Annotated in this window: 23 protein-coding genes; 4 read left to right on the top strand and 19 right to left on the bottom strand. The window is 69.6% G+C overall.

Annotation, left to right across the window (positions count from 1 at the left end; genetic code table 11):
- Positions 1-2: 2 nt before the first annotated feature.
- The 12 genes from rpsC to ASG96_RS24460 all read right to left on the bottom strand — a co-directional run bounded on the left by rpsC (position 3) and on the right by ASG96_RS24460 (position 7,603).
- A complete protein-coding gene (gene rpsC, locus ASG96_RS07485) occupies positions 3-827 on the bottom strand; it encodes a 30S ribosomal protein S3 (RefSeq protein ID WP_020143238.1) in 825 nt (274 codons plus the stop codon).
- Positions 827-1,195 (bottom strand): 50S ribosomal protein L22, encoded by a 369-nt coding sequence (rplV, locus tag ASG96_RS07480; protein WP_056752802.1) that lies wholly within the window; start codon positions 1,193-1,195, stop codon positions 827-829. The genes rpsC and rplV overlap by 1 nt, the downstream gene beginning before the upstream one ends.
- A 26-nt stretch (positions 1,196-1,221) precedes the next feature.
- Positions 1,222-1,503 (bottom strand): 30S ribosomal protein S19, encoded by a 282-nt coding sequence (gene rpsS, locus ASG96_RS07475; protein WP_020143240.1) that lies wholly within the window; start codon positions 1,501-1,503, stop codon positions 1,222-1,224.
- A gap of 15 nt (positions 1,504-1,518) precedes the next feature.
- Positions 1,519-2,355: a 50S ribosomal protein L2 gene (gene rplB / locus ASG96_RS07470; protein WP_020143241.1), complete on the bottom strand. Its 837-nt coding sequence runs from the start codon at positions 2,353-2,355 to the stop codon at positions 1,519-1,521.
- A gap of 28 nt (positions 2,356-2,383) precedes the next feature.
- Positions 2,384-2,683 carry a 50S ribosomal protein L23 gene (gene rplW / locus ASG96_RS07465; protein WP_026864143.1) on the bottom strand — a complete coding sequence of 100 codons (300 nt, stop codon included), beginning with the start codon at positions 2,681-2,683 and terminating at the stop codon, positions 2,384-2,386.
- Positions 2,680-3,315 (bottom strand): 50S ribosomal protein L4, encoded by a 636-nt coding sequence (rplD, locus tag ASG96_RS07460; RefSeq protein ID WP_056752799.1) that lies wholly within the window; start codon positions 3,313-3,315, stop codon positions 2,680-2,682. The genes rplW and rplD overlap by 4 nt, the downstream gene beginning before the upstream one ends.
- A complete protein-coding gene (gene rplC, locus ASG96_RS07455) occupies positions 3,312-3,965 on the bottom strand; it encodes a 50S ribosomal protein L3 (protein WP_028785453.1) in 654 nt (217 codons plus the stop codon). Before rplC ends, rplD begins: the two co-directional genes overlap by 4 nt.
- Before the next feature lie 10 nt (positions 3,966-3,975).
- Positions 3,976-4,284, bottom strand: a complete 309-nt coding sequence (gene rpsJ / locus ASG96_RS07450; protein ID WP_009775966.1) for a 30S ribosomal protein S10 — start codon at positions 4,282-4,284, stop codon at positions 3,976-3,978.
- A gap of 329 nt (positions 4,285-4,613) precedes the next feature.
- Positions 4,614-5,012 (bottom strand): thiol-disulfide oxidoreductase DCC family protein, encoded by a 399-nt coding sequence (locus ASG96_RS07445; protein ID WP_200962661.1) that lies wholly within the window; start codon positions 5,010-5,012, stop codon positions 4,614-4,616.
- A 151-nt stretch (positions 5,013-5,163) separates the two neighbouring features.
- On the bottom strand, positions 5,164-6,468 hold the full coding sequence (locus ASG96_RS07440) for a M18 family aminopeptidase (protein WP_057587612.1): 1,305 nt from the start codon (positions 6,466-6,468) through the stop codon (positions 5,164-5,166).
- A gap of 94 nt (positions 6,469-6,562) precedes the next feature.
- Entirely contained in the window at positions 6,563-7,333 is a 771-nt protein-coding gene (locus ASG96_RS23600) for a hypothetical protein (protein WP_162262030.1), read from the bottom strand.
- A gap of 144 nt (positions 7,334-7,477) precedes the next feature.
- Positions 7,478-7,603: a hypothetical protein gene (locus ASG96_RS24460; RefSeq protein ID WP_255359594.1), complete on the bottom strand. Its 126-nt coding sequence runs from the start codon at positions 7,601-7,603 to the stop codon at positions 7,478-7,480.
- On the opposite strand from ASG96_RS24460, the gene ASG96_RS23595 reads away from it, so the two are divergent.
- From ASG96_RS23595 to ASG96_RS07415, 4 genes are all read left to right on the top strand, one after another.
- Entirely contained in the window at positions 7,599-8,108 is a 510-nt protein-coding gene (locus tag ASG96_RS23595; RefSeq protein ID WP_255359590.1) for a DUF2785 domain-containing protein, read from the top strand. The two genes, ASG96_RS24460 and ASG96_RS23595, sit on opposite strands and share 5 nt — an antisense overlap.
- A 112-nt stretch (positions 8,109-8,220) precedes the next feature.
- Positions 8,221-9,363, top strand: coding sequence for a WXG100 family type VII secretion target (locus ASG96_RS07425; protein WP_057587606.1), 1,143 nt, complete (start codon positions 8,221-8,223; stop codon positions 9,361-9,363).
- The gene (locus tag ASG96_RS07420) at positions 9,360-9,851 is read left to right on the top strand and encodes a hypothetical protein (RefSeq protein WP_056752787.1); all 492 of its coding nucleotides are present in this window, start codon (positions 9,360-9,362) and stop codon (positions 9,849-9,851) included. The genes ASG96_RS07425 and ASG96_RS07420 overlap by 4 nt, the downstream gene beginning before the upstream one ends.
- A 63-nt stretch (positions 9,852-9,914) precedes the next feature.
- Positions 9,915-10,745, top strand: a complete 831-nt coding sequence (locus ASG96_RS07415; protein ID WP_057587604.1) for a class I SAM-dependent methyltransferase — start codon at positions 9,915-9,917, stop codon at positions 10,743-10,745.
- 356 nt (positions 10,746-11,101) lie between these two features.
- Here the strand turns inward: ASG96_RS07415 and tuf are convergent, their stop codons facing one another.
- The 7 genes from tuf to ASG96_RS07380 all read right to left on the bottom strand — a co-directional run bounded on the left by tuf (position 11,102) and on the right by ASG96_RS07380 (position 22,261).
- On the bottom strand, positions 11,102-12,298 hold the full coding sequence (gene tuf, locus ASG96_RS07410; protein ID WP_020143252.1) for an elongation factor Tu: 1,197 nt from the start codon (positions 12,296-12,298) through the stop codon (positions 11,102-11,104).
- A gap of 104 nt (positions 12,299-12,402) precedes the next feature.
- Positions 12,403-14,520 (bottom strand): elongation factor G, encoded by a 2,118-nt coding sequence (gene fusA / locus ASG96_RS07405; protein ID WP_056752782.1) that lies wholly within the window; start codon positions 14,518-14,520, stop codon positions 12,403-12,405.
- Positions 14,521-14,652: 132 nt separating this feature from the next.
- Positions 14,653-15,123, bottom strand: coding sequence for a 30S ribosomal protein S7 (gene rpsG, locus ASG96_RS07400; protein WP_056752779.1), 471 nt, complete (start codon positions 15,121-15,123; stop codon positions 14,653-14,655).
- Entirely contained in the window at positions 15,123-15,497 is a 375-nt protein-coding gene (rpsL, locus tag ASG96_RS07395; protein WP_020143255.1) for a 30S ribosomal protein S12, read from the bottom strand. Before rpsL ends, rpsG begins: the two co-directional genes overlap by 1 nt.
- Before the next feature lie 410 nt (positions 15,498-15,907).
- Positions 15,908-16,561, bottom strand: coding sequence for a hypothetical protein (locus ASG96_RS07390; RefSeq protein WP_082591681.1), 654 nt, complete (start codon positions 16,559-16,561; stop codon positions 15,908-15,910).
- Between the two features lie 34 nt (positions 16,562-16,595).
- Complete coding sequence (gene dacB, locus ASG96_RS07385) at positions 16,596-18,158, bottom strand: D-alanyl-D-alanine carboxypeptidase/D-alanyl-D-alanine-endopeptidase (RefSeq protein WP_057587602.1); 1,563 nt, start codon at positions 18,156-18,158, stop codon at positions 16,596-16,598.
- 206 nt (positions 18,159-18,364) lie between these two features.
- Positions 18,365-22,261 (bottom strand): DNA-directed RNA polymerase subunit beta', encoded by a 3,897-nt coding sequence (locus ASG96_RS07380; RefSeq protein WP_056752775.1) that lies wholly within the window; start codon positions 22,259-22,261, stop codon positions 18,365-18,367.
- Positions 22,262-22,265 lie beyond the last annotated feature (4 nt).

Below are 22,265 nucleotides of genomic sequence, written 5' to 3'. Positions count from 1 at the left end.
GGTCAGGCCTGCTCATTCTCGGTGCTGGCCGCGGCGGGGGCCTCGGCAGCAGCGGTCTCGTTCACTGCCGGAGCAGCGGCGGTCTCGTTGCGGTCACCACGACGGGCGCGGTTCGGACGGTCACCGCCGTCACGACGCGGACCACGCGACGGGCGCGGGGCCGCGGCCTGCTGGGCCGCGAGTTCCTTTGCCGTCATGTCGCCCTTGTAGATCCACACCTTGACGCCGATGCGACCGAAGGTCGTACGGGCCTCGTAGAAGCCGTAGTCGATCTGCGCACGCAGCGTGTGCAGCGGGACGCGACCCTCGCGGTAGAACTCGGTGCGGCTCATCTCGGCGCCGTTGAGGCGGCCGGAGACCTGCACGCGGATGCCCTTGGCGCCGGCGCGCTGGGCGGACTGCATGCCCTTGCGCATGGCGCGGCGGAACGCCACGCGGGCCGAGAGCTGCTCGGCGATGCCCTGGGCGACCAGCTGGGAGACGATCTCGGGGTTCTTGACCTCGAGGATGTTCAGCTGGACCTGCTTGCCCGTGAGCTTCTCGAGCTCGCCGCGGATGCGGTCGGCCTCGGCGCCGCGGCGGCCGATGACGATGCCCGGGCGCGCCGTGTGGATGTCCACACGGACGCGGTCACGGGTGCGCTCGATCTCGACGGAGGCGATACCGGCGCGCTCCATGCCCTTCTCCATCAGGCGACGGATCGAGACATCTTCCTTGACGTAGTCGCGGTAGCGCTGACCCGACTTCGTCGAGTCGGCGAACCAGCGGCTCTTGTGGTCCGTCGTGATGCCGAGACGGAAGCCATGGGGGTTGACCTTCTGACCCATCAGCGGGCTCCCTTCGTGTTCTCCGGCTGCGTGACGACCACGGTGATGTGGCTCGTGCGCTTGTTGATGCGACCGGCGCGGCCCTGGGCACGCGGACGGAAGCGCTTCATCGTCGGGCCCTCGTCCACGAACGCGGCCGTGATGACGAGGTTGCGCTCGTCGAAGGCGACCGACTCGCGGTCGGCCTTGACCCGGGCGTTGGCGATGGCGCTCTCGAGCACCTTCTGCACCGGCTCCGAGGCGGCCTGCGGCGCGAACTGGAGCGTCGTGATGGCGTCGGTGGCGGCCTTGCCGCGGATCAGGTCCACGACACGGCGAGCCTTCTGGGGGCTGACACGGACGTGCCGAGCCGAAGCCTTGGCTTCCATGACTTCTTCCTTGGATTCGGTGGGCATCAGCGACGACGCCCCTTCTTGTCGTCCTTCACGTGACCCTTGAACGTGCGGGTCGGCGCGAACTCGCCGAGCTTGTGGCCGACCATCGACTCGGTGACGAACACCGGGACGTGCTTGCGGCCGTCGTGGACGGCGAAGGTGTGGCTCAGCATGTCCGGGCTGATGACCGAACGACGCGACCAGGTCTTGATGACGTTCTTCGTGCCCGCTTCGTTCTGGGCGTCCACCTTCTTCTGAAGGTGGTCGTCGATGAAGGGGCCCTTCTTCAGGCTACGAGGCATTCCAAAGGCTCCTTATCAGCGCTTCTTGCCAGTACGGCGGCGACGAACGATGAGCTTGTCGCTTTCCTTGTGTCCCTTGCGGGTGCGGCCTTCGGCCTGACCCCAGGGGCTGACGGGGTGACGTCCACCGGACGTCTTGCCCTCTCCACCACCGTGCGGGTGGTCCACCGGGTTCATGGCGACACCACGGACGGTCGGGCGCTTGCCCTTCCAGCGCATGCGGCCGGCCTTGCCCCAGTTGATGTTGCTCTGCTCGGCGTTGCCCACCTCGCCGACGGTCGCGCGGCAGCGCGCGTCGACGTTGCGGATCTCACCGGACGGCATACGCAGCTGGGCGTAGGGGCCGTCCTTGGCGACGAGCTGCACGCGAGCACCCGCGGAGCGGGCGATCTTCGCGCCACCACCGGGCTTGAGCTCGATCGCGTGGACGACCGTACCCACGGGGATGTTGCGCAGCGGAAGCGAGTTGCCCGGCTTGATGTCGGCCGCGGGGCCGTTCTCGATCGGGTCGCCCTGCTTCAGCTTGTTCGGGGCCAGGATGTAGCGCTTCTCGCCGTCGGAGTACTGGACGAGCGCGATGCGCGCGGTGCGGTTGGGGTCGTACTCGATGTGAGCGACCTTGGCCGGCACGCCGTCCTTGTCGTGGCGACGGAAGTCGATGACGCGGTAGGCACGCTTGTGGCCGCCACCGATGTGACGCGTGGTGATGCGGCCCGCGTTGTTGCGGCCACCCGTCTTCGACAGGGGGCGGACGAGCGACTTCTCCGGGGTGGAACGCGTGATCTCGACGAAGTCGGCGACCGACGAGCCACGACGGCCCGGAGTGGTCGGCTTGTACTTACGGATACCCATGTTCGTGTGTCCTTATTCTTCGTCGATCTCAGGCGCCCGCACCGAAGATGTCGATCGATCCCTCGCGGAGGGAGACGATCGCACGCTTGGTGTCCTTGCGCTTGCCGAGGCCGAATCGGGTGCGACGGGTCTTGCCCTGACGGTTCAGGGTGTGGACCTTGTCGACCTTGACGTTGAAGATCTGCTCGATGGCGATCTTGATCTCCGTCTTGTTCGCACGGGGGTCGACGATGAAGGTGTACTTGCCCTCGTCGAGCAGACCGTACGACTTCTCGGAGACGACCGGCGCGATCAGGATGTCGCGCGGGTCCTTGGCGTGGATGCTCACTTGGTGGCCTCCTTGTCGGCCTTGTCGGCCTTCACGGGACCGGCGACGAACGCGTCGAGCGCAGCCTGGGTGAAGACGATGTCGTCGGCGCACAGGACGTCGTACGTGTTGAGCTGGTCGGCGACCAGCACGTGGACGTTCTGCAGGTTGCGGACCGACTTGAACGCCACCTCGTCACCGCGCTCGAGCACGACGAGCAGGTTGGGGCGCTCGGTCAGACCGGCGAGCAGCGCGGCGGCGTCCTTCGCCGAGGGCAGGTCGCCCGAGACGATGGAGTCGACGACGTGGATGCGGTCGAAGCGGGCCCGGTCGGAGAGGGCACCGCGCAGGGCGGCGGCCTTCATCTTCTTGGGGGTGCGCTGCGAGTAGTCACGCGGCTGCGGGCCGTGGACGACGCCACCGCCGGCGAACTGCGGGGCGCGGGTCGAGCCCTGGCGGGCGCGACCGGTGCCCTTCTGGCGGTAGGGCTTGCGCCCACCGCCGCGGACCTCGCCGCGGGTCTTCGTCGAGTGCGTGCCCTGACGAGCGGCCGCGAGCTGTGCCACCACGACCTGGTGGATCAGCGGGACGTTGGTCTGGACGTCGAAGATGTCAGCGGGAAGCGTGGGGGTCTTCGTGGCCATGTGGATCATGCACCCTTCGCAGCCGTGCGGATCAGGACGATGCCACCGCGGGGGCCGGGGACGGCACCCTTGATGAGCAGGAGGCCCTTCTCGGCGTCAACGGCGTGGATCTGGAGGTTCTGGGTCGTCTGGCGAACGCCACCCATGCGACCAGCCATGCGCATGCCCTTGAAGACACGGCCCGGGGTCGAGCAGCCGCCGATGGAGCCCGGCTTGCGGTGGTTGCGGTGCGCACCGTGCGAGGAGCTGACGCCGTGGAAGCCGTGACGCTTCATGACACCGGCGAAGCCCTTGCCCTTGGTCGTGCCCGTCGCGTCGACGCGCTGTCCGGCCTCGAAGGACTCGGCCGTGATCTCCTGGCCGAGCTCGTAGTCGGCGGCGTCGGCCGTGCGGAGCTCGACGAGGTGACGGCGCGGCGTGACGCCGGCCTTCTCGAAGTGGCCGCTCATGGGCTTGTTCACCTTGCGCGGGTCGATCGCACCGAAGGCGATCTGGACCGCGGAGTAGCCGTCGGTCTCGTCGGCGCGCACCTGCGTCACGACGCAGGGGCCGGCCTTGACCACGGTCACGGGGACGAGCTTGTTGTCTGCGTCCCACACCTGGGTCATGCCGAGCTTCTCGCCGAGCACGCCCTTGACGTTCTTCTGAGCAACAGTCATCTCAACCGCCTCAGAGCTTGATCTCGATGTTGACGTCCGCCGGCAGGTCGAGACGCATCAGCGAGTCGACGGCCTTGGGCGTCGGGTCGATGATGTCGATGAGGCGCTTGTGCGTGCGCATCTCGAAGTGCTCGCGGCTGTCCTTGTACTTGTGCGGCGACCGGATGACGACGAAGACGTTCTTCTCCGTCGGCAGCGGGACGGGTCCCACCACGGTCGCGCCGGCGCGCGTCACTGTGTCAACGATCTTCCGAGCCGAGTTGTCGATGACCTCGTGGTCGTACGACTTCAGCCGGATGCGGATCTTCTGTCCCGCCATCTGATGAACGTCTCTCTCTCGCTTCTGACTACCGGTTCCCTTGGCCATCCGACCCCCGAGGTCGGGCGTGTCGCGCCCGCTTCGCGGTGAAAGGTGCGCACCTGAGTGCCACTTTCGTGTGGATTGCCCGGCCGAACCGGGTAACTTGCGCTTCCCTCGGGCCTCCGAGAGGAGTCCGGGCGAGTCCCCGTCAGGAGGCTCTCAAGGGGCGGCGGCACCGACATGGGTCAGCGACGCGCGTCAAGCAACCTGAACAGTGTGCCAGAGCGCGCACCGCACTATCAAATCGAGGCGGCACGCCACGGCAGGGCCGCGCACGTGGCGCGCCGTCAGGGTCGCGGGACGGCGCACGCGGCGGTGCCGCCCGGCAGCTGGTGGCGGTGGTCGGCCACCCATCGGTACGCCCTCGCGGCCACCCAGGAGACCCCCGGTGCCATGAGGAGGGCCCCGACGGGTCGCCAGCCCGGGGCGCCGTGGGTCGCGGCGCTCGCGATGGCGCGGTGACCCGACCGGACCTCGCCGTCGGCCGTGACGAACTGGGCGGCCTCGTCGCAGTCCTGGGCCGTGAGGCCGACCGCCGCGAGGTCGAGCGACTGCCAGCGACGCACGTCGTAGCGGTCCCGCCGGTCGACCCACCGCTGGACGAACTGCACGCTGCGCGTGCAGAACCCGCAGTCGGCGTCGTAGACGAGGGTCGGCCGGTCCGGCACGACGAGCGTGGTCTCCACGCCTTCATCCTCGCACCCGTCGGGCCCCGGGCAGGACCACCCCGCCGGCGTATGCCGTCCGGTCGCCCGGCGCGGGCGGGGCCGGTCACGCGGTGGACCGGGCCAGGAGGGCGCCGCACCCGAGGCCTCGCGCCGCTCCTCCGTCGGCGGCTCAGGCCGGGGCGAGGAAGGCGCTCAGCGCACCGGCATACATGGCGGGGTCCTCGGCGCCCATGAGCTCGCGGGTGCTGTGCATCGACAGGGCGGCCGCGCCGAAGTCCACCGTGGTGGCGCCCGTCAGCGAAGACGTCACCGGGCCGACGGTCGAGCCGCACGGGAGGTCGCTGCGGGTCACGAAGGTCTGCATCGGGACCCCGGCCTGCTCGCAGGCGATCCGGAACGCCGCCGCACCGACGGAGTCCGTCGCGTAGCGCAGGTTGGTGTTCACCTTGAGCACCGGGCCGCCGTTGACGCGGATCTGGTGCATGGGCTCGTGGCGCTCGGCGTAGTTGGGGTGGGTCGCGTGGCCCATGTCGCCCGACGCGATGACGGTGGCCGCGAGCGCCCGCCAGTAGTCGTCGCGGGTGCCCCCACCGGCCGTGACGATGCGCTCGAGGACCGAGGGCAACAGCGTCGAGGTGGCGCCGCGCTCGGACGTGCTGCCGATCTCCTCGTGGTCGAAGAGCACGAGCACCGGCACGTGGGCGGGCTCGGTGGCCACCGCGTCGAGTAGGGCACGCACGCCGGCGTACGACGTCGCGAGGTTGTCGAGGCGCGGGGCGGCGATGAGCTCGCGCGCCCGGCCGAGCCGGGTCGACGGCTGCACCGGGTGCGTCATGACGTCCCACGACAGGACGTCCTCGCGGTCGACCCCGACCTGCTCGGCGAGGTAGCCGACGAAGTCGCCGGGCTCGTCGCCGACGCCCCAGAGCGGCTCCATGTGCGCCTGCTTGTTGAGGGTGAGCGCCTCGTTCTGGGTGCGGTCGAGGTGGATGGCGAGCTGTGCGACCCGCAGCAGCGCATCGCGGCCGTGGAAGGTGCGCGTCTCGACACCGGCCGAGCCGCGCACGGCCACCCGGCCGGCCAGCCCGAGGTCGCGGTCGAGCCACGAGCTGAGGATGAGGCCGCCGTAGGGCTCGATGCCGAGCATCTGCCAGCCGGCCCGGGAGTGGTCGGGGTTCGGCTTGACGCGCAGGTTGGGGCTGTCGGTGTGCGCCCCGACGACACGGAACCCGGCCGCCGGGCCCGACCCGGCGCCGTGGGCGCCCGTGGTGTCCCAGGCGATGAGCGAGCCGCCGCGGACGAGGTAGCGCCGACCCGGCTCGGTGGGCCACGGCTCGGTCTCGACGACCTCGGTGAAGCCCTCGGCGACGAGTCGTGCGGCGGCCTGCTCGCACGCGTGGAACGGCGTCGGCGAGGCGTCGACGTAGTCGATGAGGCCCTGGGCTTCGGTGTCGGTGTCGAACGAGTGCGCCATGGCTCCCGACCCTATCCGCCGCCCTCCGGCCCACGAGCGACGGCCCCGGAAGGCGGGCTGCACGTGGCCCCGGCCGACCAGGGTCGTGGACGGCTCACACGCGCCGCAGGCTGGCCAGCATGTCCCGCAGGAGCGAGTCGGCGCCGGACCGGGTCGTCGCCGTCACCGTGAGGTAGGTGACGTGGCCGTCGTGCCGGACCGCCACGGAGCGCGTGTGGGTGGTGAAGGTACCCATCGGCAGCCGTGATGCGACGACGATCGCGGGGCCGATGGGCGTCGTCGTCCGGTCCACGCGCGTCACCGACGCCCCGACCGCCTCGAGCTGCGAACGCAGGTCGTCGGCGGTCGGCAGCTGGGCCAGCGGCGTCGGGATGACCGAGATGTTGTCGGCCGAGCCGCGCACGGGGCGGCCCATGACCATGACCTCGATGGCGGTGCCGATGCGCTGGAGGTACTCGTCCACCGACAGGCCCGAGCTCGCGGCCAGCTCCTTGGCCGCGTCGGGCAGCGCTGCCGCACCGGCGCCCATGGCGGCCGAGGGGTCGAGCGCCTGCCACCCTGCGGGAACCTCGAAGGAGAGTCCGGCACGTGCCGCGGTGACCCGCCGCCCGACGAGGAGCGGGGCTGCCGAGCTCGTCGGAACCGTCCGGGCGGCAGGCGTCGTCGGCTCCGACGATGCCATCGACGACACGGCCGACGCGGTCGACGTCGGGACCGACGGCTCGCCCGCGCGGGCGGCCAGCGCCGACCCTCCGGCCTTCGAGCACCCCGCGCCTGCGCACACCATCGCGGCCGAGACGACGACCACGGCGACGCGCGCCAGCCCTCCACGGACGCGCCGAACCGACTCCCCTGTCGCCACCATGGGCCAGTCATACGGCATACGGCGCCCGGCGGCAACGACCGGCACGACTGGTACCCGGCGGCCGGGACGGCCGGGCTGGCAGGGCTGGCCGGGCTCGCCCGCATGCCCGACGCCTCGCTGCGGTCGCTCGTCGACGACCTCGCCTCACCCGACCCAGCCGTCCGGGACGAACGGGCGTATGCCGCCCTGGCCGGCCGGGTGCGCGACGGTGACCTCTCCGCGGACGACCGGAGCCGGCTCGCCTCGGCGATGCTCGAGCGGCTCGATCACGAGCGGGCGGAGGACCGCGCCTTCGCGCCCCTCGTCCTCGCCTCGCGGACACGATCCAGAGCTGGGCTGGGTGCACGCGGTCGCGGACGGTGCCGACTTCTTCGGAGAGTGCGGCGCCGCCGGCGTCGGAGATGCAGCGGCCCTGCTCGACGCCCTGGCCCGCCGCATGGTCGCGCCGACGAACTTCGTGTGGCGCGACCGGGAGGACGACCGGCTCGCGTGCGCCATCGCACTGACGCTCTCACGCGACGACGTCGACGAGGCGATGGCCGTCGCGTGGCTCGACCACGTCCGGGCGATGTTCGCTGCCGGGACCCCGGGCCCCGTGCCCGCCGAGGCGAGCAACACCATGCGGACACTGCGCTCGCTGCACGTCGCCCTCGGTGAGCAGGTGCTGCACGGCGATGAGGCGGTCACGGTGGTCCACTCCGAGGTCGTCCGGCAGGCGGTCGCCGCGCTCCTCGCCGAGGTGACCCCGTGGTTCTGGCGCCGCGTCGACGCCTGACCCGCGGGGAGTGCTCCCCATGGTTCGCGGCCGGCCTTCCTGCCTAAGGTATGGCGCAGCGGCCACCCCTCGGCCGCCGCGGACGTCGACAGCTCGGGGAAGGGCAACTGCCGTGGTCGTGTACAGGAAGGGCGCCGATCCGGACGCCCTCGATCGGGCCGCGGGTCAGCTCGACCGCTTCGCCGGCGAGTGCCGGGCCACGCGGAGCGCGGTGGACTACGCCTTCGGCGCCCTCGGCACGGCGTGGGGCGGCAGGGACTTCGACGCCTTCCGCGGTGACTGGCACTCGTCCGCCCCGTCCATCGACGCCCTCGAGCGGGCCCTCCACGGCCTCGGAGCCCGCCTGAGGGAGAACGCCGCCAGGCAGCGTGGGACCAGCGAGCAGGGCGGCAGTCCGGGTAGCGCGGGTGGTCCGGGCGGTGGGGCACTGCTCGGCGGCGCCGTCCCGATGTCGTTCGGGCCGACACCGTCCCCGTCCCCGGGGCCGGCCCCGACCACTCCTCCGGCCCCCGCGACGACGGGCACCGGAGGCCCGGTCGACGGCTACGACTTCGGCGAGCCGAAGAAGCCCGACATCGAGTGGGACGAGGGCTTCGCGTACGACTCCAAGGACTCGAACTGGCACGACCACATCGCCAAGCTCGAGTGGATGGCCAAGCTCGAGGGCGGGCGCCTCGTCAAGTCGGACCTCGACGACGCGACGGCGATGTACGCCCACTACTGGGACAACGACGGCGAGCCGGCCCGCTTCGACTACGAGGAGGGCTACAAGGAGGACCCGTCCATCGCGGCCAACGTCAACGACGAGGTCGCCCGCACGGCAGCGGCGGTCGACGAGATGGTGCGCAACGGCAACGTGCACTTCAGCATGACCGGCGACGCCCACCTCGCGACGGCGTACCCGACCACCGAGAACTGGCAGAAGACCATCGGCGGCTACCAGCAGTGGAGCAGCGCCGACGTCACGGTGGAGAACGGCCAGGTGTCGATGCAGGTCACCGTGCACGCCGAGGACTACTACAACTTCAACCCCGACCAGTCCGACATCGCGAGCGGCGCGGGCGACAACGAGAACGGGCGCTTCACCGAGATCGGCTGGGCCAAGCCCTTCCCGTCGAGCGGCGACGTCACGCGTACGATCACGTGGCCCGTCGGCACACCGCCCCCGAGCATCGACGTGGGCTCCGGTGACGTCGAGCGCACCCCGGGCCTGGGCCGTGAGGACCGAGCCGACGAACGAGGAAGCAGCCGATGAGGACCCGATCCGCCGTGGCCGCCTGTGCCGCCCTGCTGACCCTGGCTGTGACCGGCGGGTGCAGCACCGACCCGATGCCCACCACCGACCGCACGAGGAGCACCGTGAGCAGCGCGACCAAGACCGGCACCGGCGACGTCCGCACCGACCTCGAGCCGCTGACGAAGCGGTTCAGCGCCCTGGGCCGGCCCGTCTCGGCGACGTGGATGTCGGGGACGCTCGGCGGCGACGCACCGGGCCCGTCGACGTACTGGATCGACGCCGTCGTCGAGGTCTCCCCCGAGACCGCAGCCACCCTGCGGGCCGCCTCCCCAAAGCCCGCCACCGAGACGCCTGACGTCGAGGACGGGGTCCGCTCCGCCGTGCCGTCGGGTCAGCTGCTCCGCTCCACGGCACTCGACGCGCTCTTCGCCGAGGGCTCCTTCCGCGCCAAGGCCTACCTCGCAGCCGACTCCGACACCGTCGTCCTCGTCGCCCTCGGCCAGTAACGCGGCGCGGATCAGGCGCGGCTCGGCCTCCCGCCGGACCCGCCGGAGGAGGACCATCGGGCCATGGACCCCTCCGAACGCCGCGCCGGTGTCGCCGCGCTCTTCGACCAGCTCGCCCCCGGCTACGACCAGGGCGGTGTGCCGTGGTTCGGGCCGATCGGTGCCCGACTGGTCGAGCTGACCGCACCTCGTCCGGGTGACCACGCCCTCGACGTCGGCGCCGGCCGCGGGGCCGCGACCTTCCCGCTCGTGTCCGCCGTCGGCCCCACGGGCCACGTGACCGCGGTCGACCTCTCGCCCGCCATGGTCGACCTGCTCCGCACCGAGGCCGAGACCCGAGCCGTCACCACCCTCGGGGCCCGGACCGGTGAGGCGACCCCGCTCTCGACGGAGCCCGGCTCGTTCGACGTCGTCACCGCCTCACTCGTCCTCTTCTTCGACCCCCAGCCAGTCGAGACCGTCCAGGGCTGGGTCACCTTGCTGCGCCGGGGTGGTCGCCTGGGCCTGTCGACCTTCGGCCCCACCGACGCCGCCTGGACGGCCGCCGAGGCCGTGCTGATGGCGTATGCACCGCCCGAGGTCGTCGACGCCCGGACCACCGGGCGCGCGGGCCCCTTTGCCAGCACCGACACCATGGCCGCCCTCATGGAGGCCGCCGGCGCCACCGACGTCGACAGCCACGACGAGTCCCTCGAGGTCACCCTGCCCGACGCCGCCGCCTGGCGCGCCTGGACGATGACGCTCGGGATGCGCCAGCTCTGGGCCGCCGTCCCCGACGTCGAGCTCCCGGACGCCATGGCCCTGATCGCAACCGCTCTGGAAGCGGACCGGGGCGACGACGACCAGCTGCACCTCACCCAACAGGTCCGCTACACCACCGGAACCCGTCCCTGAGCTGACCCGCGGCTCAGAAGGACGGCGAGCTTTGGCCACTCGACGGTTCGCAGGGGGCAAACGTTGGCCACTCGACCGTTCGCAGGGGGCAAACTTTGGCCACTCGACCGTTCGCAGGGGGCAAGCTTTGGCCACTCGACGGTTGAGGAGCGGGACGCGCGACGGCACGAGCGGCATCGGAGGCGGCCAACCGGCATACGCAAGGACGGTGACGCTGGTAGCGGCCACCGACGCTCCACGCCGCTCGGGCCGTCGGGCGTTCCGCGACCGCGTGCCCTCGGGACAGCGGTAGGGCCCGCTCCGCCGAAGCGGAACGGGCCCTACCGATGAAGCAGTGCTGCAGGTGCAGCGTCAGATCACTTGATGATCTTCGTGACGCGACCGGCGCCGACCGTGCGGCCACCCTCACGGATGGCGAACTTGAGGCCGTCCTCCATGGCGATCGGCTGGATGAGCTCGACCGTCATGTCGGTGTTGTCGCCGGGCATGACCATCTCGGTGCCCTCGGGCAGGTGCACGACACCCGTCACGTCCGTCGTACGGAAGTAGAACTGCGGACGGTAGTTGTCGTAGAACGGCGTGTGACGGCCGCCCTCGTCCTTCGAGAGGATGTAGACCTGAGCCTCGAAGTCCGTGTGCGGGGTGATCGAGCCCGGCTTGCAGATGACCTGCCCGCGCTCGACGTCCTCGCGCTTGGTGCCACGAAGGAGCAGACCGACGTTCTCACCGGCGCGACCCTCGTCGAGGAGCTTGCGGAACATCTCGACGCCCGTGACGGTCGTCTTGGCCGGCGGACCGGTGTGGATGCCGACGATCTCGATCTCCTCGTTGACCTTGAGGATGCCGCGCTCGATACGACCGGTGACGACGGTGCCACGACCGGTGATCGTGAAGACGTCCTCGACGGGCATGAGGAACGGCTTGTCGACGTCGCGCTCGGGCTCCGGGATGGAGTTGTCGACGGCGTCCATGAGGTCGAGGACCGACTGGCCCCACTTCTCGTCGCCCTCGAGCGCCTTGAGCGCCGAGACCTGCACGACCGGGAGGTCGTCGCCCGGGAACTCGTACTGCGACAGGAGCTCACGGACCTCCATCTCGACGAGCTCGAGGATCTCCTCGTCGTCGACCATGTCGGCCTTGTTGAGCGCCACGACGATGTAGGGGACGCCGACCTGGCGGGCCAGGAGGACGTGCTCCTTCGTCTGCGGCATGGGGCCGTCGGTGGCGGCGACCACGAGGATCGCGCCGTCCATCTGAGCCGCACCCGTGATCATGTTCTTCACGTAGTCAGCGTGGCCCGGGCAGTCGACGTGGGCGTAGTGACGACCCTCCGTCTGGTACTCGATGTGCGCGATCGAGATCGTGATACCGCGCTGGCGCTCCTCGGGAGCCTTGTCGATGTCCTCGAACGCGAACTGGGGGTTCAGGTCGGGGTACTTGTCGTGCAGAACCTTGGAAATCGCAGCCGTCAGCGTCGTCTTGCCGTGGTCAATGTGACCGATGGTGCCGATGTTGACGTGCGGCTTGGTCCGCTCGAACTTTGCCTTCGCCACTGTGGTCCTCCTCAGGACTATCTCGTGTTACGCCGTACGACCAGGGCAGGACGTGGCGCTGTTGGGGTGGTTTCCGATGGAAGAGACTACGGGATGGCCCGCAGTCACTCCCCGCGGGTCTTCTTGATGATCTCCTCGGCAACGGCCTTGGGGACCTCTGCGTAGGAGTCGAACTCCATGGAGAAGCTCGCGCGACCCTGCGTCTTGGAGCGCAGGTCGCCGACGTAGCCGAACATCTCGGACAGCGGGACGAGGCCCTTGACGACCTTGGCGCCGCTGATGTCCTCCATGCCCTGGATCTGGCCACGGCGGGAGTTGATGTCACCGATGACGTCGCCCATGTAGTCCTCGGGCGTACGGACCTCGACGGCCATCATCGGCTCGAGCAGGACCGGGTCCGCCTTCCTGATGGCCTCCTTGAGGACCATCGAGCCGGCGATCTTGAACGCCATCTCCGAGGAGTCGACGTCGTGGTAGGCGCCGTCGTTCAGGGTCGCCTTGATGCCCACGAGGGGGTATCCGGCGAGCACGCCGTACTGCATGGCGTCCTGGATGCCGGCGTCGACGGACGGGATGTACTCACGCGGGACGCGACCACCGGTGACACCGTTGACGAACTCGTACATCGAGCCGTCCTCGGTCTCGCCCAGGGGCTCGAAGCTGACCTGGACCTTGGCGAACTGACCCGAGCCACCGGTCTGCTTCTTGTGCGTGTAGTCGTACTTGAGCACGGCGCGGCGGATCGTCTCGCGGTAGGCCACCTGCGGCTTGCCGACGTTGGCCTCGACCTTGAACTCGCGCTTCATGCGGTCGACGAGGATGTCGAGGTGCAGCTCACCCATGCCGGCGATGATCGTCTGGCCGGTGTCCTCGTCGTGGTGGACCTGGAAGGTCGGGTCCTCGGCCGAGAGCTTCTGGATGGCCGTGCCGAGCTTCTCCTGGTCACCCTTGGTCTTGGGCTCGATGGCGACCTGGATGACCGGGTCGGGGAAGGTCATCGACTCGAGCACGATCTGCTCGTTGATGTCCGACAGGGTGTCGCCGGTCGTCGTGTCCTTGAGGCCGATGGCCGCGTAGATGTGGCCGGCGAGGGCCTCCTCGACGGGGTTCTCCTTGTTGGCGTGCATCTGGAAGAGCTTCCCGATGCGCTCCTTGCGGCCCTTCGTCGAGTTGATGACGCTCGTGCCCGAGCTGATGTGGCCCGAGTAGACGCGGATGAAGGTCAGCGTGCCGAAGAACGGGTGCGTCGCGACCTTGAACGCCAGCGCCGAGAAGGGCTCCTCGGTGGACGGTGCGCGGGTCAGCTCGACGGCCTCGTCGCCCGGCTTGTGGCCGATCATCGGCGGCACGTCGAGCGGCGACGGGAGGTAGTCGACGACGGCGTCGAGCATCGGCTGGACGCCACGGTTCTTGAAGGCGGAGCCGCAGAACACCGGGTAGAGCTCGGAGCTCACGGTGAGCTTGCGGATGCCGGCCTTGAGCTCCTCGGGGGTCAGCTCCTCGCCGCCGAGGTACTTCTCCATGAGGTCGTCGTCGGACTCGGCGACGCGCTCGACGAGGGCCATGCGGTACTCCTCGGCCTTCGCCTGGAGGTCGGCCGGGATCTCGGCGATCTCGTACTTGGCACCCATGGTCACGTCGCCCTTGGCGTCGCCGGGCCACACGAGGGCACGCATGTAGACGAGGTCGATGACACCGAGGAAGTCGTTCTCGGCACCGATCGGCAGCTGCATGACGAGCGGCTCGGCACCGAGGCGGTCCTTGATGGTCGCCACGGTGAAGTAGAAGTCGGCGCCGAGCTTGTCCATCTTGTTGACGAAGCAGATGCGCGGCACGTCGTACTTGTCGGCCTGACGCCACACCGTCTCGGACTGCGGCTCGACACCCTCCTTGCCGTCGAACACGGCGACGGCACCGTCGAGGACGCGCAGCGAGCGCTCGACCTCGACCGTGAAGTCCACGTGTCCGGGGGTGTCGATGATGTTGATCTGGGTGCCCTCCCAGAAGGAGGTCACGGCGGCAGACGTGATCGTGATGCCGCGCTCCTTCTCCTGCTCCATCCAGTCGGTCGTCGACGCACCGTCGTGGGTCTCACCGATCTTGTGGTTGACACCGGTGTAGAAGAGGATGCGCTCCGTCACCGTGGTCTTGCCAGCGTCGATGTGCGCCATGATGCCGATGTTGCGGACCTTCTTGAGGTCCGTCAGGACGTCGAGTGCCACGTCAGGTTTCTCGTCTCATTCGTCGTGGGGTGAAAATCGTGGGCGCCGTGGGCCGCGTCGTGCGACGGGCGGGCGCGTGCCCAGCCGGTATGCCGTGGAGCGGGCTCCCGGCATACCGGCCGGACCGCTGGGTCACCAGCGGTAGTGCGCGAAGGCCTTGTTGGACTCGGCCATCTTGTGGGTGTCCTCGCGGCGCTTGACAGCGGCGCCGAGGCCGTTGCTCGCGTCGAGGATCTCGTTCATCAGGCGTTCGGTCATCGTCTTCTCACGGCGCTGCCGCGAGTAGCCGACGAGCCAGCGCAGGGCGAGGGTGGTCGAGCGGTTGGGCTTGACCTCGATCGGCACCTGGTAGGTCGCGCCACCGACGCGACGGCTCTTGACCTCCATAGCCGGCTTGACGTTGTCGAGCGCGCGCTTGAGCGTGGCGACGGGGTCGGTGCCGGTCTTCTGGCGGCAGCCCTCGAGGGCGCCGTAGACGATCATCTCGGCGATCGACTTCTTGCCGTCGAGGAGGATCTTGTTGACGAGCTGCGTGACGAGCGGGCTCTGGTAGACCGGGTCGACGACGAGCGGGCGCTTCGGAGCGGGTCCCTTACGAGGCATCAGCTCTTCTCCTTCTTCGCGCCGTAACGGCTACGAGCCTGCTTGCGGTTCTTGACACCCTGGGTGTCGAGCGTGCCGCGGACGATCTTGTAACGCACACCCGGGAGGTCCTTCACACGACCACCGCGCACGAGCACGATCGAGTGCTCCTGCAGGTTGTGGCCGACGCCGGGGATGTAGGCCGTGACCTCGATGCCGCTGGAGAGGCGCACGCGGGCGACCTTGCGCAGGGCAGAATTCGGCTTCTTGGGGGTGGTGGTGTACACGCGGGTGCACACACCGCGGCGCTGGGGCGAGCCCTTGAGCGCCGGGGTCTTGGCCTTGCTGGCCTTGTCCTGGCGGCCCTTGCGGACCAGCTGGTTGATGGTAGGCAACCTGGTTACTCCATAACGTTGCTCGTTGTCAGTCGTCCTGGCGGACGACTCCTTGGCTGTTCGGCTCCTCGACCCCCGAGGTCGGGTGTGTCGGAACCGGTACTTCCCCCTGCACTTCCCCTCGTGACGACTGCCGGAAGGTAGTCGGTCGGAGCGGTTGCCCGGCGGAAGGTGTGCTCTGGACCGCAGTGATGTCGCGTCCGCAGCGAGCGGGCGGACAGGGCACCGAGGCCGTCATCGCGCATGCCTGAGTACGTGCCTCAGACACAGTGTTCAAGCGTACCGGGGCGCGGCACGCCGACCAAATCGGATAGACCGGCCCCTGCGGGGCCGATGCGGTATGCCGTCCGCTGCGGCGCGCGGGGCACGTCACCCCGACGAGTGCTCGGGTCGGGTCGGGGTCGGCCGGCTCAGCCCAGGCGCCAGTCTCCGGCATACATGTGCAGCACGGGCACGCCGAGCGTCTCGCGGGCCCGGGAGGCCCAATCGGTGTGGAAGGTGTCCTCGACCGCGTGCGGCTCGGTGACGACGACGACCTCGCGCGCACCGAGACGGGCCACCTCCTCGACGAGCGTCGGCATGGGGTCGTCGGCAGTGATCTCCCCGGTGGCGACGACGTCGTGTCCCTCGAACTCGGCCAAGGTGGTCGACAGTGCGGTGTCGGCGTCGCTGTGGGCCCCGGTCCGGTCGACGGGACGCAGGGACTCGAGGGCCTCTCGCATCTCGAAGAGGCTGAGGTGGTTGAGGAAGGAGCTGAGCAGGTTGCGCTCGGTGTCGGCGGGGACGAGCACGCGGTAGGTCGGCGCGTCCTCCTCGTGCAGACCGATGATCTTGTCGACGTCGACCGGCTTGAGCGCCTCCTCGGTCAGCACGATGATCGTCGGCGTCGGACCGCTGTCGGCCTCGGTGGCTTCGGTCGGCTCGGTCGGCTCGGTCGGCTCGGTGGGCTCAGTGGGCTTGGTGGGCTCAGTGGCCTCGCGGGGCTCGTCGGCGGTGGGCGCGGCCGGCGACGCGTGGTCGGCGGGCTCGGTCGCGTTGGGCTCGTCGGCCGTGGGCTCGGTCATGCGACCACCCTACCGACGCAGCGGGTCCCGCGGGTCAGCGGTTGGTCATGCGCCACCGCGCGAGCAGCACGCCCAGACGATCCTCCACGGGCCGCGGCGAGATGCCGGAGTAGTTGCTGATCATGACGAACACGTAGCGACGGCCGTCGGCCCCTGTGACGTAGCCCGCGAGGGACGTGACGCCGGTCAGGCTGCCGTTCTTGGCGCGGAGGTTGCCGGCGGCGGCCGTGCCCCGCATCCGGCCGGCCAGGGTGCCCCCGGTCCATCGGACGGGGTCAGTGCCCGCGACCGGTAACGCGGCGCGGAAGGTCGGCCACCACGACGTGCGCTGGACCTTGTCGAGCAGCGTCGCGAGCTGGCTGGGTGTCAGGCGGTTGGCCCTCGCGAGCCCGGAGCCGTCGACGAACCGCAGGCCGGCGACGGGGATGCCGACGCGGGCGGCGTAGTCGCGCAGGGCCTTCGTGCCGTCGGCCCAGTTGCCCGGGCGGCCATACCTCGACCCCAGGGTCTTGGTGATGGCCTCGGCGTGTCCGTTGTTGCTCAGCTTGAGGAAGGGCACGAGCAGCTGCCCCAGGGTCATCGACGTGTGGCGCGCCAGCAGGGACTGCCCGGCCGGGGTGGTGCCGCGCACCGCGGTGCCGTCGACCCGGATGCCCACGGCGACGAGACGGGTGCGCAGTGCCCGCGCCGTCATGAGGGCGGGGTCGTCGACCGTGACCCACTTCCTGGCGGCCGAGTGCCCGAGCGGCACCTGGCCCGTGACCGTCAGCGTGTTGGTGCCGGAGGCCCGGGTGACCGCGATCGTCGTCATGGAGCCCGTGGCGGAGGTGCGTGCCCTGTTGACGACGCGCACGTGCGAGGCAGCGGACGCCGGCGTCACCGTGAGACGGGGCGCGCTCGTCGTGCTCGTGCCGGGGCTCGCGGAGACGATGACCGTGCCCGCGTCGTAGTCCGTGTCGGGTGCCAGCGTCAGGGCCGACACCTGGGCGGCGTAGTAGCTCGACGCGTACGACGTCGACCAGTACGGGCTGTAGCGCACCTCGTCGAAGGCGGACGCGTCGGCGACGACGTCACCCGTGACCCGCGTGACGCCCTTGGACCGCAGCGCGCTCGCCAGCGCCGTCAGGTCGCGCTCGAGCAGCGTCGGGTCGCCGGCGCCCTTGAGGTAGAGCCGCCCCGACACCACTCCCCCGACGGGGGCCGACGGCGCGTACACGTCGGTGCGCCACCGGTAGCCGCTGCCGAGCGTGTACATCGCCGCAGCCGCGGTGAAGGTCTTCTGGGTCGATGCGGGGGCGAGCGGGGTGTTGGCGTAGCGGACGTAGACCGGCGTGCGCGTGGACGCGTCGGCCACGACGACCCCGACGTGCGCCGTCGACGCCGTCACGCTCGGGTCGGTCATGAGCCGTCCCACCTCGCGGCGCAGGGCGGCGTCGCCCGTCGAGTAGACGGTGGCGCCGGACCCGGGTGGCGCCGAGGCGACGATGGCGGCGACGGCCAGCATCGCCACCGCCAGGAGGAAGGGCCAGCGCACCGGGCGGTGGCGCGGACCACGCGAGCCACGCACGACCTTGAGCGAGCGAGGAGCACCGAACATGACGACCTCCCGAGGGTGTCGCCGGCCGGCCCTGGCGCCCGCCGGACACTCACCTTGCCCGCGAGACTAGTCCGATTTGTCCGCTGTCGCCGCGCTGAAACCGGTGTTCCCCCGAACGCGCCGAGGGCCGGCTCCCCTGTCGGGGAGCCGGCCCAGCGGCATACGTGGTGGTCGTCGTCCGCCGCTCACGCGGTGGACGGGACCGGTCAGAACTGGTCGAGACCGAGAGCCTCGTCGTCGAGACGGATGGCCTCGCCGGTGCCCGAACCGAAACCTGCGTAGTCGTAGGCGTCGTAGTTCGGCAGCGAGTACATCGCGGCCTTGGCTTCCTCGGTGGGCTCGACCTTGACGTTCCGGTAGCGGGGCAGGCCCGTGCCGGCAGGGATGAGCTTTCCGAGGATGACGTTCTCCTTGAGGCCGAGCAGCGGGTCGGACTTGGCCTCCATGGCGGCCTGCGTGAGCACGCGGGTCGTCTCCTGGAAGGACGCGGCCGACAGCCACGACTCGGTCGCGAGCGAGGCCTTGGTGATGCCCATGAGCTCGGGACGACCGGCAGCCGGACGGCCACCCTCGGCCATGACCTTGCGGTTCTCCTCCTCGAAGCGACCACGCTCGGCGAGCTCGCCGGGCAGCAGGTCGGCGTCGCCGGCCTCGATGATCGTCACGCGCCGCAGCATCTGGCGCACGATGACCTCGATGTGCTTGTCGTGGATCGACACACCCTGCTGACGGTAGACCCGCTGCACCTCGTCGACGAGGTGCTTCTGGGCGGCACGCGGGCCAAGGATGCGAAGGACCTGCTTGGGGTCGATCGCGCCCTGGACCAGCTTGTCACCCACGGTCACGTGGTCGCCGTCGCCGACGAGCAGGCGCGAACGCTTGCTGACCGGGTAGGCGTGCTGCTCGGAGCCGTCGTCGGGCGTGAGCAGGACGCGACGCGCCTTGTCGGTGTCCTCGATCTCGACGCGGCCGGTGGCCTCGGCGATCGGGGCGACACCCTTGGGCGTACGCGCCTCGAACAGCTCGACGACACGCGGCAGACCCTGGGTGATGTCGTCGGCCGCAGCCGCACCACCGGTGTGGAAGGTACGCATCGTCAGCTGCGTGCCGGGCTCACCGATCGACTGGGCCGCGATGATGCCGACGGCCTCGCCGATGTCGACGAGCTTGCCGGTCGCGAGCGAGCGGCCGTAGCAGGCCGCACACGTGCCGACCTTGCTGTCGCAGGTGAGGACCGAGCGGATCCGCACCTCGTCGACACCGGCCGCGTAGAGCGCGTCGATCACGACGTCACCGAGGTCGATGCCGGCCACGGCGAGCGTCTCGCCGTCGACGACGACGTCCTCGGCCAGCGTGCGGGCGTAGACCGAGGCCTCGACGACCTCGCTCGGCGCACGCGTGCCCGTGGTCTCGTTGACCTGGGCGATCGGCAGCTTGAGGCCACGCTCGGTGCCGCAGTCGTCCTCACGGATGATGACGTCCTGCGACACGTCGACGAGACGACGAGTGAGGTAGCCGGAGTCGGCGGTACGAAGCGCCGTGTCGGCCAGACCCTTACGGGCACCGTGCGTCGAGATGAAGAACTCGAGCACCGTGAGGCCCTCACGGAAGTTCGCCTTGATCGGGCGCGGGATGATCTCGCCCTTCGGGTTGGCCATGAGGCCACGCATGCCGGCGATCTGACGGATCTGGAACCAGTTACCACCAGCACCCGAGGACACCATCCGGTAGATGGGGTTCGTGCGCGGGAAGTTGGTCTCCATCTCCTTGGCGACCTGGTTGGACGCCTGCGTCCAGATCTCGACGAGCTCCTGACGACGCTCGTCGTCGGTGATGAGACCGCGCTCGTACTGCGTCTGGACCTTGGCGGCCTTCGTCTCGTAGCCCTCGAGGATCGCCGTCTTGTTGTCCGGCGTCGTGACGTCGGAGATGGCGACGGTGCAGCCCGAGCGGGTCGACCAGTGGAAACCGGCCTCCTTCAGGGCGTCGAGGGACGCGGCGACCTGGACCTTGGAGTAGCGCTCCGCGAGGTCGTTGACGATCGCCGAGAGGCGCTTGCGGTCGACCGGGCGGTTCTCGAACGGGTAGTCGAGCGGCAGCGTGTCGTTGAAGATCGCGCGGCCGAGCGTCGTCTCGAGCGTGATGCTCTTGACGATGCCGTCCTCGCCGGCCTCGACACCCTCGGGCAGCTCGAAGCCGGCCGGGGGCACCGCGTCCGTCAGGCGCAGCTTGATCGCCGAGCCGAGCAGGATCTCGCCACGGTCGAAGGCCATGCGGGCCTCCGAGGGCGACGAGAACGCGCGACCCGCACCGATGCCGCCACCGTCGACCGCGTCGGTCAGGTGGTAGATGCCGGTGATCATGTCCTGGGTCGGCATGGTGACGGGGCGACCGTCAGCCGGCTTCAGGATGTTGTTGCTCGAGAGCATGAGGATGCGTGCCTCGGCCTGCGCCTCGGCCGACAGCGGCACGTGGACAGCCATCTGGTCACCGTCGAAGTCGGCGTTGAACGCCGAGCAGACGAGCGGGTGGATCTGGATGGCCTTGCCCTCGACGAGCTGCGGCTCGAACGCCTGGATGCCGAGACGGTGCAGCGTGGGTGCGCGGTTGAGCAGCACCGGGTGCTCCGTGATGACCTCTTCGAGGACGTCCCACACGACCGGGCGGGCACGCTCGACCATGCGCTTGGCCGACTTGATGTTCTGCGCGTGGTCGAGGTCGACCAGTCGCTTCATCACGAACGGCTTGAAGAGCTCGAGCGCCATCTGCTTGGGCAGACCGCACTGGTGCAGCTTCAGCTGCGGGCCGACGACGATGACCGAACGGCCGGAGTAGTCGACGCGCTTGCCGAGCAGGTTCTGGCGGAAACGCCCCTGCTTGCCCTTGAGCATGTCGGACAGCGACTTGAGCGGACGGTTGCCGGGACCCGTGACCGGGCGACCACGACGGCCGTTGTCGAAGAGGCTGTCGACGGCCTCCTGGAGCATGCGCTTCTCGTTGTTGACGATGATCTCGGGGGCACCGAGGTCGAGCAGGCGCTTCAGGCGGTTGTTGCGGTTGATGACGCGACGGTAGAGGTCGTTGAGGTCCGAGGTCGCGAAGCGGCCACCGTCGAGCTGCACCATCGGGCGCAGGTCCGGCGGGATGACCGGGATCGCGTCGAGGACCATGCCCGACGGGTGGTTCGTCGTCATCTGGAAGGCGTTGACGACCTTGAGGCGCTTGATGGCGCGGGTCTTCTTCTGGCCCTTGCCGGTGGCGATGATCTCCTGGAGGAGGTCCGCCTCGGCGTCGAGGTCGAAGGACTCGAGGCGCTTCTGGATCGCCGCGGCGCCCATGCCGCCCTCGAAGTACAGACCGAAGCGGTCACGCATCTCGCGGTAGAGGATCTCGTCGCCCTCGAGGTCCTGGACCTTGAGGTTCTTGAAGCGGTCCCAGACCTGCTCGAGGCGCTCGACCAGCTGGTCGGCACGCTTGCGGATGTTGTTCATCTCGCGCTCGGCCTGGTCGCGGACCTTGCGCTTCGCGTCGGCCTTGGCACCCTCGGCCTCGAGCTCGGCGACGTTGCGCTCGAGCAGCTGCGCGCGCGACTCGACGTCGGCGTCGCGGCGGTTCTCGATCTCCTTCTTCTCGACCTGGATCTGCGCCTCCAGCGACGGCAGGTCAGCGTGACGCTGGTCCTCGTCGACGGACGTGATCATGTAGGCCGCGAAGTAGATGACCTTCTCGAGGTCCTTCGGGGCGAGGTCGAGCAGGTAGCCGAGGCGGCTCGGGACACCCTTGAAGTACCAGATGTGGGTGACGGGGGCGGCGAGCTCGATGTGGCCCATCCGCTCACGGCGCACCTTGGCGCGCGTGACCTCGACGCCACAGCGCTCACAGATGATGCCCTTGAAGCGGACACGCTTGTACTTGCCGCAGTTGCACTCCCAGTCCCGGGTGGGGCCGAAGATGCGCTCGCAGAACAGGCCCTCCTTCTCGGGCTTGAGCGTGCGGTAGTTGATGGTCTCGGGCTTCTTGACCTCGCCGTGGCTCCACTGGCGGATGGATTCCGCGGTGGCGAGGCCGATGCGCAGCTCGTCGAAGAAGTTGACGTCGAGCACGTGG

It is taken from the genome of Terrabacter sp. Soil810 (genome assembly GCF_001429645.1).
Taxonomy (GTDB): Bacteria; Actinomycetota; Actinomycetes; order Actinomycetales; family Dermatophilaceae; genus Terrabacter.
This window is presented reverse-complemented; position numbering and strand designations above follow the sequence as displayed.

Coding starts and splice junctions, on each gene's coding strand:
- rpsJ (WP_009775966.1), bottom strand. CDS start 4,284: ATGGCGGGACAGAAGATCCGCATCCGGCTGAAGTCGTACGACCACGAG.
- rplC (WP_028785453.1), bottom strand. CDS start 3,965: ATGACTGTTGCTCAGAAGAACGTCAAGGGCGTGCTCGGCGAGAAGCTC.
- rpsS (WP_020143240.1), bottom strand. CDS start 1,503: ATGCCTCGTAGCCTGAAGAAGGGCCCCTTCATCGACGACCACCTTCAG.
- rplD (WP_056752799.1), bottom strand. CDS start 3,315: ATGATCCACATGGCCACGAAGACCCCCACGCTTCCCGCTGACATCTTC.
- dacB (WP_057587602.1), bottom strand. CDS start 18,158: ATGTTCGGTGCTCCTCGCTCGCTCAAGGTCGTGCGTGGCTCGCGTGGT.
- ASG96_RS07420 (WP_056752787.1), top strand. CDS start 9,360: ATGAGGACCCGATCCGCCGTGGCCGCCTGTGCCGCCCTGCTGACCCTG.
- rplB (WP_020143241.1), bottom strand. CDS start 2,355: ATGGGTATCCGTAAGTACAAGCCGACCACTCCGGGCCGTCGTGGCTCG.
- ASG96_RS07440 (WP_057587612.1), bottom strand. CDS start 6,468: ATGGCGCACTCGTTCGACACCGACACCGAAGCCCAGGGCCTCATCGAC.
- ASG96_RS07390 (WP_082591681.1), bottom strand. CDS start 16,561: ATGACCGAGCCCACGGCCGACGAGCCCAACGCGACCGAGCCCGCCGAC.
- rpsC (WP_020143238.1), bottom strand. CDS start 827: ATGGGTCAGAAGGTCAACCCCCATGGCTTCCGTCTCGGCATCACGACG.
- ASG96_RS23600 (WP_162262030.1), bottom strand. CDS start 7,333: ATGGTGGCGACAGGGGAGTCGGTTCGGCGCGTCCGTGGAGGGCTGGCG.
- ASG96_RS07415 (WP_057587604.1), top strand. CDS start 9,915: ATGGACCCCTCCGAACGCCGCGCCGGTGTCGCCGCGCTCTTCGACCAG.
- rplV (WP_056752802.1), bottom strand. CDS start 1,195: ATGGAAGCCAAGGCTTCGGCTCGGCACGTCCGTGTCAGCCCCCAGAAG.
- rpsG (WP_056752779.1), bottom strand. CDS start 15,123: ATGCCTCGTAAGGGACCCGCTCCGAAGCGCCCGCTCGTCGTCGACCCG.